We start from the raw sequence: 10,848 nt of genomic DNA, 5'->3' as shown, positions 1-10,848 counted from the left end.
GCCCTGCCCCGCCCGGAATCACGCCGCAGCGTTGCGCCGCGATGCGCTGCCGAACAGTTCCAGCAGCTGCTGCGAGCGCTCCTTTGCCGCCCTCTCCGGCGACGCACGCGGTCGCACCAGCAGGAAGTCGTCGGCAGTGGTCGTATTGCCGTGCACCTGCGCCAGCACACTGGTCAGCTGGGCGAGCATCCCCTGCAGGGGCTGGTCCAACGGCTCCAGGCGTGCGAACGCATACATCTCCGAGAGCTGGCGGGAGGTCACTCCCGCCAGCAGGTGGTCCGGATGCGGGAGGCCCAGCCTCCACGCGATCCGGAACTGAAGCCGGCGCTCAGGCCGGCGGATCAGTTTTTTTCCAGCTCTCCCACGGCCGCATCGCCGAGCGCATTGAGCGTCTGCGCGACACGGAACACGCGATCCAGCGCCGCGGCCGATTTCGTGCCCAGCTGGGCCACCTCGTGGTCGGAGAACAGGCGCTCGCCCATTTCATCGACCAGGCACAGGCCGACGAATCGCGCGCGGAAGTCATCCACCTTGGGCGTGTCACCGCCATAGGTCTCCTGCTCCCAGCGATCACGGTCACGCGCCGACATCATCGCCACGCGCACGCTGCCGCCCCATTCGGGTACGGCGACGTCCTCGTGCCGGCGATCCTGCGCGTCCAGGATCTGCTGCTTGCCCAGCAGCATCACGGGGTGCCGCCAGCGGCCACGGTTACCAGCGCGAACTCACGCGGCAGCAGGTCCGCAGTGAACGTCAGCACCTGGTTGGTGCCCGGGGCCACGTTGAAGGCGGCGACCTTGGCGACGAAGGTAGCGGCATCGCCGGTGGGCAGCACCATCAGGAAGTGCAGGTCGGCATCCGGATCGGCGTCGCGCAGGATCTCCTGGCCTGCCGAGCTGCCGACCGGCCAGCGGTGGCCGGACACCTGCACGGCCTGGCCGCCGGACAGACCCGCGATGTTCTCCATCTGCTTCGAACGCAGGTTGGTGGCATCAAGGGTGTTGGCCTGGCCGCGGCCGAACGGGAAGGCGGTCAGGCCGTCGATTTCGGTATAGCCGGCCGGATTGTTCGGCGCGGTCGGGGCGGTACCGGCCTTCACGTACAGCGCGGAGTCCTGGGCGGAAATGGCTTGATTGATGGACATGGTGTTGAATCTCCTGGAAATGAAAAAGCCGCCTTGCGGCGGCTGGGGTTCGGGGTGATCAGGCTCGGGGCTGCCTGCAGTGGGTCATCGTGGCTGGCCCGTCACAGCCACCGGTTGCGCGTTGCGACCCGCAACACGCGGACAACAAAAAAGCCCCCGGCTCGCGCCGGAGGCTTGTATGTCATCGTGGCTGAAAGCTTAGGCTGTGGGTGTGCACCGGTCAATGCAGAAACAGCCCTCTGCACCGCCTTGGGAACGCACTGCCGCAAACCCGCAGCCGCCCGATCCGGCACAGCCGCTGACGCCGCGCTAACCGGCGCAGCGCCGACAATGCAGCTCTGTTCCCAGCAACGAGGAAGATGACGATGGCCGAGTGGATCACCCTGGATACGCATCACGGCCCGGTACGGGCCTGGCAGGCCCTGCCGGACGGCACCGCGCGCGGCGGCCTGGTGGTGGTGCAGGAAATCTTCGGCGCCAACCCGCACATCCGCAGCGTGGCCGAGCGCTTCGCAGCCGAAGGCTATGCGGTGCTGGCGCCCTCGTTCTTCGACCTGGTCGACGGCCCCGACGCCGACCCGGATGCGCTGCCCTACGACGCCGAGGGCGTGAAGCAGGGCCTGGAACGGGTCGGCGCGCTGGGCATGGAACGGGCGCTGGAGGTCGTGCGCGCGGCGGCCACCCGGCTGGCGCCCTACGGCAAGGTCGGCACCGTCGGCTACTGCTGGGGCGGCACGGTGGCGATGCTGTCCGCACTGCGCCTGGGGCTGCCGTCGGTCAGCTACTACGGTGCGCGCAACGTGCAGTTCCTCGACGAGGCGCCCAAGGCCCCGGTGATCTTCCACTTCGGCGCCCAGGACCGCAGCATCCCGCCGGAAGCGGTCCAGGCCCACCGCGAGAAGCTGCCGCAGATGGCCACCTACGTCTATCCGGCCGATCACGCCTTCAACCGGGAGGTCGGACATGCGTATGATCCAGACAGCGCCGCCCTGGCGCTGCAACGCACCCTGGACTTCTTCTCGGAGCATCTTGGATGAGCGAATTCGAACTCGATTCACGCCTGGCCACCGATAGCGTGCTGGTGGCGGAAGGACCGTTGTCGCAAGTGCGGCTGATGAACGACGAACGATTCCCCTGGCTGGTGCTGGTACCGCGCCTGGCCGGGGTGACCGAGTGGATCGAGCTGGACGGCGAGCAGCAGGACAAGCTGCGCACCGAGCTCAACCGCGCCTGCAAGGCCCTGAAGGGTGCCGACGGGGTGGAGAAGATCAACATCGGGGCGCTGGGCAACATCGTGCGCCAGCTGCACTTCCATGTCATCGGCCGCCATGACGGTGATCCGGCCTGGCCGGGCCCGGTCTGGGGCAGTGGCCCGGCGCACCGCTACGAGCCGGCGGCGCTGGACCAGCATGTCGCCTACTGGAAGGAACGGCTAGGATATCCGGCCCAGTCCTGAGCCTTCGCCGACCCGATGCGATTCAACCTCGTTGCCGCCGTCCTGCTGATCCTGATCGGCCTGTTCATGCTCGCCAGCAATCTCGGCTGGACGCACCTGAACCTGTCCAAGCTGCTGTTGACCTGGTGGCCGGTGGCCCTGGTTGGTGTCGGCATCGCGATGCTGTTCGGTCGCGGCAAATAAGGAAGGCGGCGCATTGCGCCGCCTTCCCTCATGTAGAGCCGAGCCATGCTCGGCTTCAATGCAGGGCAGCCGAGTATGGCTCGGCTCTACAAATCGCCTGCAATCGTCAGGTCCGCGGCAGGGTCACGCCGGTCTGGCCCTGGTACTTGCCGCCACGGTCGCGGTAGGACGTCTCGCAGACGTCATCGGCGGCCGCCTGGAAGAACAGCATCTGTGCCACGCCTTCGTTGGCGTAGATGCGCGCCGGCAGCGGCGTGGTGTTGCTGAATTCCAGGGTGACGTGGCCTTCCCATTCCGGCTCCAGCGGCGTCACGTTGACGATGATGCCGCAGCGCGCGTAGGTGCTCTTGCCCAGGCACACCACCAGGGTATCGCGCGGGATGCGGAAGTACTCGACGGTACGCGCCAGCGCGAAGCTGTTCGGCGGGATGATGCATTCGTCGGCGGTGATGTCGACGAAGCTGCCCGAGTCGAAGTGCTTGGGATCGACGATCGTCGAGTTGATGTTGGTGAACACCTTGAACTCGCGCGAGCAGCGCACGTCGTAGCCATAGCTGGACGTGCCATAGCTGACGATGCGCTGGCCGTTGGCCTGCTTCACCTGCCCGGCCTCGAACGGCTCGATCATGCCGTGCTGCTCGGACATGCGGCGGATCCAACGGTCACTCTTGATGCTCATGCTTTGTCCTGGGGGTACGAGGGGGCGCGAGGATTCTAGCAGGGGCCCGGCCTCGGCCGGCGGCCCCTGCCCCGGCCCTTACAGCAGCGACGACAGGATCGGGATCGAAGCCCGCGGGCGCCTGCCCACTTCCTCGATCAGGCGCTGTGCGGCATGGCGGTAGGCCTGGGCCGGCGCCGAATCCGGCTGGGCGACGGTGATCGGGGTGCCTGCATCGCCCTGTTCACGGATGCCGATCTGCAGGGGCAGAGAGCCCAGCAGCGGCACGCCGTACTGCGCGGCCATGCGCTCGCCGCCGCCCTCGCCGAACAGGTGCTCGATGTGCCCGCAACTGCTGCAGGTGTGCACCGCCATGTTCTCGACGATGCCCAGCACCGGCACCTCGACCTTCTCGAACATCTTCAGCGCTTTCTTCGCGTCCAGCGTGGCGATGTCCTGCGGCGTGGTGACGATCACCGCACCGGCCAGCGGAATCTTCTGGGTCAGGGTCAGCTGGATGTCACCGGTGCCCGGCGGCAGGTCGATCAGCAGGAAATCCAGGTCGTCCCACAGGGTGTCGTTGAACAGCTGGGTCATCGCCGAGGTGGCCATCGGACCCCGCCAGATCATCGGCGTGTCCTCTTCGATCAGGTAGCCGATCGACATGGTGTCCACGCCAAAGGCACGCAACGGCTCGATGCTCTTGTTGTCCGGGCTTTCCGGGCGACCGGACAAGCCCAGCATGGCCGGCACGCTCGGCCCGTAGATGTCCGCATCGAGCACGCCCACGCGCGCACCGAGCTGCTGCAGCGCCACGGCCAGGTTCACCGAGGTGGTGGACTTGCCGACGCCGCCCTTGCCCGAACCGATCGCGATCACGTTGCGGATGCGGGCATGCGGCGTAAGTCCCTTCTGGACCTGGCTGACATGGGGACGGCGGGGAGGACTGTTCACAACGGGCACCGGCGGGGTCAGGGGGATAACCCGACATCATACAAGCTGGATACAAGCTGACTGAAATTCAGGAATGCGACAGATTCGTGCACAGATTGTTAAGTTCATGTTACGTTCGATGAGCACTGTTTTGAGCTGCGGAGCCGGATATTCCAGCCCGCGCGATGGCGCATGCGCAGTGCCGTTTTTGTTTTTGCTCTCCAATGGAATTACATGAAACACGTCAGCAATACCGCACGTCGCAACACGCTCGCTGTCGCCCTGATTTCCGCTCTGATGGCCGCCGCCCCGGCAATGGCCCAGGACAAGGCGACCAACCTGGACAAGATCACCGTCACCGGTTCGCTGATCCCGCAGACCCAGGTCGAAACCCAGACCCCGGTGATGTCCATCACCGCCGAAGACATCCAGACCCGCGGCTTCAGCAGCGTTGCTGAAGTTCTGCAGCAGTCGTCGCTGACCACCGGCGGCCTGCAGGGTGGACAGACCTCGGGTGCGTTCACCCAGGGCGCCGAAGCCGCCGGCATGTTCGGCCTGAACCCGGGCTACACCAAGTACCTGATCAACGGCCGCCCGATGCTCTCGTATCCGGCGCTGTACAACGGCAGCGAGTCGTTCAACAACATCAGCGGCATTCCGATCGACATCGTCGAGCGCATCGAGGTCCTGCCGGGCGGCCAGTCGTCGCTGTACGGCTCGGACGCGATCGCCGGCGTGGTCAACATCATCCTGAAGGAACGCATGGACGGCGGCACGATGTCGATCCGTGGCGGCACCTACACCGAAGGTGGTGGCAGCAACATCCGCTTCAGCGCCGCCAAGGGCTTCAATGCATTCGACGACCGCTTCCACGCGCTGGTCAACGTGCAGATCGAAAACGGCAGCCCGATCTGGGGCTACCAGCGTGACATCACCAAGCAGAACAACCCGGTCGGTTACACCGCACAGCTGCCGTCGAACGACTTTGCCGTCATCGGCAACGCCGACAACAAGCTGTACATGATGGACCCGACCCGCTGCGCCAACGTCGCAGGCCTGTACGACGGCACCACCACCGTCGGCAAGCGTGCATCGGGCGAATCGTGCGGCTCGGTGTACAGCGCCGGCTACAAGACCCTGAAGAACGGCAAGAACAGCGGCCAGTTCTACTCGTCGATGACCTTCGACGTGAACGACAACTTCCAGCTGTTCGCCGATGTGCTGTACAGCAAGGAGAAGACCGAGTTCACCTCCGGCTCCAGCGCCCTGTGGTGGGGCACCAAGTCGGTGATGGGCGGCTTCTACGACCAGGGCCTGGGCAAGGTCGTGAACCTGCAGCGCGCCTTCGCACCGGAAGAAATCGGCCCGGGCCACTACAACAACATCCTGAACTCCGATGAGAGCCGTTCCTACCAGGTCACCCTGGGTGGCAAGGGCATGGTCGGCGACTGGGACTACAGCGCCAGCTTCACCCGCGGCGAATACCGCCTGGACCAGAACCGCTTCGCGCGCTGGAAGGACAAGATCGAAGGCTTCTTCGGCGACACCGTGCTGGGCCCGCGCCTGGGTACCACCGCTGATGGCTTCGGCATCTACAACCCGGACTACGCCGCGTTCTACTCGCCGATCACCCCGGACCAGTTCGCCAGCTTCACCGGCTATGGCACCCACCGCAGCAAGACCTGGCAGAACCTGGGTCGCGTGCAGGTGACCAACGGGTCGCTGTTCTCCCTGCCGGGCGGCGACGCCGGCCTGGCCGTGGTGCTGGAAGGTGGCAGCGAAGGTTGGGATTACTCGCCCGACCAGGCCTTCGTCGATGGTAACGCCTGGGGCGCCACCGCCGTGGCCGGTGCCGGCCACCGCAGCAACTACGCGGTGACCAGCGAACTGCGCATGCCGGTGTTCGAGTCGCTGACCATCAGCGCCTCGGGCCGCTACGACGCCTTCAAGATCGCCGACAAGACCGTTGACAAGGCCACCTACAGCATCGGCCTGGAATACCGCCCGGTTGAGAGCCTGCTGCTGCGCGGCAAGTACGGCACCGCATTCCGTGCGCCGACCCTGTCCGATGCCTTCCAGGGCATGAGCGGCTCGTTCGCCTCCGGCCAGAACGACTACTACCGCTGCAGCCAGATGGGCTACGCGCTGCGTGACGAAGCCTGCTCGTTCTACAAGACCACCTCGGTGTACAGCGAAAAGTCCGGCAACCCGGACCTGAAGCCGATCACCGCCGACGTGTGGAGCGCGGGCGTGGTGTGGGCCCCGGTGAGCAACTTCTCGCTGTCGGTCGACTACTACAACTGGAAGATCAAGAACGAGGTCAAGACCCTGAGCACCGACCAGCTGCTGCTGGCCGAGTACCAGTGCCGCAACGGCCTGCCGAACAACACCTCGGCCAGCTGCCAGAACGTGACCGACTGGGTGTCCCGCGACGCCGGTGGCAACCTGGCCCGCGTGTACACCCCGAAGCTCAACGTGGCCAGCCAGAACCTGGAAGCGGTGACCGTCGGCGCCAAGTACCAGCAGGACCTGGGCCGCTTCGGTTCGCTGATGTTCTCGGGCAACTACACCAACATGCTGAAGCGTGAAGTGGTGCCGCTGCCGGGCGCACAGAAGCTGGATCTGCTGAGCGATCCGTACAACATGTGGTACTACGACAACTTCGCCAAGGTGCGCGGCGATGTGTCGGTGGGCTGGGCCATCTCCAAGTTCACCACCACCCTGTACGCCAACTACGTCGGCAGCACCCCGAACTACCTGGCCTACACCGGCCGCAGCTATGACTACGTCCACTCCTCCGGCGCCAAGGCCGGCAAGTGGGGCTCGTACACCACCTACAACATGAGCCTGAACTACCAGGCGCAGGACGATCTGACCCTGTCGCTGATGGTCAACAACGTGTTCAACAAGCTGCCGGAAGGCCAGCGCTACAACTACCCGGGCAACGAATCGACCCCGTTCAACGACGGCTTCTACAGCGTCTACGGCCGTCAGATCTCGGCCCAGGTCAAGTACGACTTCTGATCCCGTCGTATTCCGGACTGCGTGTCTGGACCAGGCCCCGCTTCGGCGGGGCCTTTTTTTGTCCGTCGCACAGCACGGCCACATCCCGTTCACGGTTCAGACACGTTTGACATGAACCGAAACAAATCAATACATATCAATGAGATGAAGGAGAAATGGGCGCTCCTGTCACTGCAAGGCGCGCCCATCACCCACAGCTTCATGACTCCCTCGTGAACGTTTGACATGCTCGGTTAATGTCGTGTTAATCTCGGGTCATCGGCACGTGAAGCCGGTACCAGCGCCGGGTGGCAGCACGCTGCCGACCCCGGGCAAGGGGCACACGGAGACGCCGACAAGGACCTGTCCCGGTGTACGACGCAATCATTCGATTCAAGGGGATTTCAGATGATCAATCGCAAGTCGCTCAGCAAGCATCCGCTGAGCTTCGCCCTCGCCTCCGCCGTGCTGCTCGCTGCGGCCGCCCCGGCGATCGCACAGGACGCCTCGGGCTCGACGCAGACCACCGAAGAGGCATCCAAGTCCAAGGCCACCAATCTGGATACGGTGACCGTCACCGGCTCGCGCATCAGCCGCGACGTGTTCAACTCGGTCTCGCCGGTGCAGGTCGTCACCCGTGAAGAAACCACCCTGGCCGGCTTCAACTCGACCACGGCGGCCCTGCAGAGCACCGCGGTCACCGCCGGTGCGGCGCAGATCAACAACGCCTATGGCGGCTACGTCACCGACGGGGGCCCGGGCGCCAACACCCTGGGCCTGCGCGGCCTCGGCCCGACCCGCACCCTGATCCTGCTCAATGGCCGCCGCGTGTCGCCGGCCGGTACCCGCGGCTCGGTGGGCTCGACCGACCTGAACGTGCTGCCGAACTCGATCGTCGACCGCGTCGAAATCCTGAAGGACGGTGCGTCCTCGATCTACGGCTCCGACGCCGTTGCCGGCGTAATCAACATCATCACCAAGAAGAAGGTCGATGGCGTCAGCTTCGAAGCACAGCACAACGCCACCGATGGCGGCGGCGGTGAAGAGCGCCGTTACTCCATCATGTTCGGTGCCACCGGCGAGCGCTCGCACTTCTCCGGCTCCTATGAGTACTACACCCGCAACGAGCTGACCCTGGCCGACCGCAGCTGGGCCGGTGGCTGCCCGACCGACATGTACCGCGACATCGACGCGGGCGACTATTGGGGCAGCGGCGACTTCATCGACCCGCTGACCGGCAAGCCGAAGTGCTGGTCGCTCGATGCCGGCGGCACCACGCTGAACACCATCGGCACCAACACCCGTACCGGTGTTGCGGCCCCGGGCGGCGCCGGCACCCGCTTCAACCGCTGGCGCCCGAATGCGGCCATCACCACCGGCCTGGTGGGCTACGAAGGCGTGGACCTGAACACCCGCGACACCTTCGATCCGGCCATGCGCAACCAGTCGCTGATCTCGCCGACCAAGACCCACACCCTGTACCTGCAGGGTGGCTTCGACCTCAACGCACTGGGCGATGCCGAGCTGTACTACGAGTTCCTGGGCAACAAGCGCAAGTCGACCCAGACCGGCTATCGCCAGCTGACCCTGGACTATGCCGTGGGCAGCCCGCTGATCCCGGCCAACCTGCGTGACAGCGTTGCCGGTGCTCCGACCGACCAGACCAGCGGCAAGAACCTGGGCGTGCGTGCGTTCATCGGTTTCGGCAACGACACCAACAAGCAGAACGTCGACTTCCTGCGCTTCAATGCCGGCCTGCGTGGCCACCTGAGCTCGGAGTGGAACTATGACTTCAACGTCATGCACTCGCGCAGCGACGCCGACTACACCTTCGAGAGCTTCCTGACCAGCCGCCTGCGCCAGAGCCTGGACGTGGTCTCCAACGGTGCCGGTGGCTATGTCTGCCGGGACGGTTCCAACGGCTGCATCGCCGCGCCGGCGCTGAACACCAACACCATCGGTGGCAAGCTGCCGCAGGACTGGAAGGACTGGGTGTTCGTGCCGGTCACCGGCAACACGCTGTACAAGGAAACGACGGTCAACTTCAACGTCAACGGCCCGCTGTTCGACATGCCGTACGGTTCGGCCGGTGGTGCATTCGGCGTCGAGTACCGCAAGGCACGCATCGACGACACCCCGTCGCCGTACTCGATCAATGCCGACCTGTACAACCTGACCAACGCCACTCCGACCCGCGGTTCGGACTCGGTGTTCGAAGCCTACGGCGAACTGGAACTGCCGCTGCTGTCCGGCGTCACCGCTGCCGAGGAACTGACGGTCAACCTGTCCGGCCGCTACACCGACTACAAGTCCTACGGCTCGGATGAGACCTACAAGATCGGCGCGCTGTGGACCCCGGTGAAGTGGCTGTCGTTCCGTGCGTCGTACGGCACCTCCTACCGCGCACCGGCGCTGTTCGAACAGTTCCTGGGCGGCACCACCGGCTTCCTGAGCAGCAGTGCCGACCCCTGCAACGAGTATGGTGATCGCAACCCGAGCTCGCCGCGTTACCAGAACTGCGCATCGCTGGGCCTGGCACCGGACTACCTGGCCACCCAGGGCGTGACCGTGGTCACCCAGGGTGGTGCCGAGGCCGGCCTGGAAGCCGAAACCTCCAAGGCCAAGACCCTGGGCGTGGTGATCCAGCCGGAATTCGGCAGCGGCTTCGGTGACCTGTCCTTCGCCGCCGACTACTTCGACATCGAAGTGAAGAACGGCGTCGACAGCGCGGGCGGCGCGAACATCCTGTCGCGCTGCTACGACAGCGGCAGTGCCGACTTCTCCTCCGGTTCGGGTCTGTGCCGCCTGGTGGCCCGCAACCCGGTCAACAACCAACTGGTGGTGACCAACGGCTTCATCAACCTGTCCACCGACAAGGTCCGTGGCCTGGACTTCACCACCCGCTATGTCCGCGAAATCGGCCCGGGCACCCTGCGCACCACGCTGCAGTTCACCCACTACCTGGAACAGGCCAGCAAGGTCTTCTCCGACGATCCGCTGGTGGACTACAACGGCATGCTGTCGCGTCCGGAAAACACCGCCTCGCTGGACCTGAGCTACAAGTGGAAGAACTGGCAGGTGCGTTACGGCCTGGACTGGATCGACAAGATGGACAGCTACGCGTACTACGAGGAGCGCAACCCGGGTGACTTCGATCCGGCCACCTCGGCGTACAAGCTGTACACCCCGAACTACTTCCTGCAGGCCATCTCGGTGAAGTATGAAGCGGACAAGTGGTCGGTCACCGGTGGCGTGCGCAACTTCGCCGACCGCAAGCCGCCGACCATCTCCCAGGGTATCTACAACACCGTCGGCAACGCGCTGCTGTACAGCGGCTTCGACTACTTCGGTCGCAGCTACTTCCTGAACATCACGCGTTCGTTCTGATCCTGCTCCCTGCAACCGCCGCCCTTCGGGGCGGCGGTTCCATTTCAGGCACCGGATTCTCCGCAGGCCGGTGCCAACGCATTC

General features: G+C 65.0%; 10 protein-coding genes. 5 read left to right on the top strand and 5 right to left on the bottom strand.

What is annotated here, in order from left to right; translation table 11 throughout:
• Positions 1–18: 18 nt before the first annotated feature.
• The 3 genes from J3A72_RS09065 to J3A72_RS09055 all read right to left on the bottom strand — a co-directional run bounded on the left by J3A72_RS09065 (position 19) and on the right by J3A72_RS09055 (position 1,144).
• Positions 19–261 carry a hypothetical protein gene (locus J3A72_RS09065; protein WP_227864145.1) on the bottom strand — a complete coding sequence of 81 codons (243 nt, stop codon included), beginning with the start codon at positions 259–261 and terminating at the stop codon, positions 19–21.
• 80 nt (positions 262–341) lie between these two features.
• A complete protein-coding gene (locus J3A72_RS09060; protein WP_014647908.1) occupies positions 342–686 on the bottom strand; it encodes a hypothetical protein in 345 nt (114 codons plus the stop codon).
• Entirely contained in the window at positions 686–1,144 is a 459-nt protein-coding gene (locus J3A72_RS09055) for a hypothetical protein (RefSeq protein ID WP_014037992.1), read from the bottom strand. Before J3A72_RS09055 ends, J3A72_RS09060 begins: the two co-directional genes overlap by 1 nt.
• 365 nt (positions 1,145–1,509) lie before the next feature.
• Between J3A72_RS09055 and J3A72_RS09050 the strand changes: the two genes are divergently transcribed.
• The 3 genes from J3A72_RS09050 to J3A72_RS09040 are packed head-to-tail and all read left to right on the top strand — an operon-like array spanning position 1,510 to position 2,783.
• Positions 1,510–2,181 (top strand): dienelactone hydrolase family protein, encoded by a 672-nt coding sequence (locus J3A72_RS09050; protein ID WP_032957503.1) that lies wholly within the window; start codon positions 1,510–1,512, stop codon positions 2,179–2,181.
• Entirely contained in the window at positions 2,178–2,600 is a 423-nt protein-coding gene (locus J3A72_RS09045) for an HIT family protein (RefSeq protein WP_014647910.1), read from the top strand. The genes J3A72_RS09050 and J3A72_RS09045 overlap by 4 nt, the downstream gene beginning before the upstream one ends.
• Before the next feature lie 15 nt (positions 2,601–2,615).
• The gene (locus J3A72_RS09040; RefSeq protein ID WP_005418011.1) at positions 2,616–2,783 is read left to right on the top strand and encodes a DUF5668 domain-containing protein; all 168 of its coding nucleotides are present in this window, start codon (positions 2,616–2,618) and stop codon (positions 2,781–2,783) included.
• A gap of 106 nt (positions 2,784–2,889) precedes the next feature.
• Here J3A72_RS09040 and dcd read toward each other — a convergent pair whose 3' ends face one another.
• Together dcd and apbC are read right to left on the bottom strand one after the other, a co-directional pair.
• Positions 2,890–3,462: a dCTP deaminase gene (gene dcd, locus J3A72_RS09035; protein WP_014037995.1), complete on the bottom strand. Its 573-nt coding sequence runs from the start codon at positions 3,460–3,462 to the stop codon at positions 2,890–2,892.
• A 78-nt stretch (positions 3,463–3,540) separates the two neighbouring features.
• Positions 3,541–4,395, bottom strand: coding sequence for an iron-sulfur cluster carrier protein ApbC (gene apbC, locus J3A72_RS09030; protein WP_075075890.1), 855 nt, complete (start codon positions 4,393–4,395; stop codon positions 3,541–3,543).
• Positions 4,396–4,608: 213 nt separating this feature from the next.
• Between apbC and J3A72_RS09025 the strand changes: the two genes are divergently transcribed.
• Together J3A72_RS09025 and J3A72_RS09020 are read left to right on the top strand one after the other, a co-directional pair.
• Positions 4,609–7,398, top strand: a complete 2,790-nt coding sequence (locus tag J3A72_RS09025) for a TonB-dependent receptor (protein WP_075075891.1) — start codon at positions 4,609–4,611, stop codon at positions 7,396–7,398.
• Between the two features lie 387 nt (positions 7,399–7,785).
• Positions 7,786–10,764: a TonB-dependent receptor gene (locus J3A72_RS09020; protein WP_032957471.1), complete on the top strand. Its 2,979-nt coding sequence runs from the start codon at positions 7,786–7,788 to the stop codon at positions 10,762–10,764.
• Positions 10,765–10,848: the final 84 nt, after the last annotated feature.

The organism is Stenotrophomonas sp. PvP093, from assembly GCF_017876915.1.
Classification (GTDB): domain Bacteria; phylum Pseudomonadota; class Gammaproteobacteria; order Xanthomonadales; family Xanthomonadaceae; genus Stenotrophomonas; species Stenotrophomonas muris.
The sequence above is the reverse complement of the archived record's forward strand: the minus strand, read 5'-3'. Positions and strand labels throughout refer to the sequence as shown.

Coding starts and splice junctions, on each gene's coding strand:
- J3A72_RS09040 (WP_005418011.1), top strand. CDS start 2,616: ATGCGATTCAACCTCGTTGCCGCCGTCCTGCTGATCCTGATCGGCCTG.
- J3A72_RS09025 (WP_075075891.1), top strand. CDS start 4,609: ATGAAACACGTCAGCAATACCGCACGTCGCAACACGCTCGCTGTCGCC.
- J3A72_RS09055 (WP_014037992.1), bottom strand. CDS start 1,144: ATGTCCATCAATCAAGCCATTTCCGCCCAGGACTCCGCGCTGTACGTG.
- J3A72_RS09020 (WP_032957471.1), top strand. CDS start 7,786: ATGATCAATCGCAAGTCGCTCAGCAAGCATCCGCTGAGCTTCGCCCTC.
- J3A72_RS09050 (WP_032957503.1), top strand. CDS start 1,510: ATGGCCGAGTGGATCACCCTGGATACGCATCACGGCCCGGTACGGGCC.
- dcd (WP_014037995.1), bottom strand. CDS start 3,462: ATGAGCATCAAGAGTGACCGTTGGATCCGCCGCATGTCCGAGCAGCAC.
- J3A72_RS09060 (WP_014647908.1), bottom strand. CDS start 686: ATGCTGCTGGGCAAGCAGCAGATCCTGGACGCGCAGGATCGCCGGCAC.
- J3A72_RS09045 (WP_014647910.1), top strand. CDS start 2,178: ATGAGCGAATTCGAACTCGATTCACGCCTGGCCACCGATAGCGTGCTG.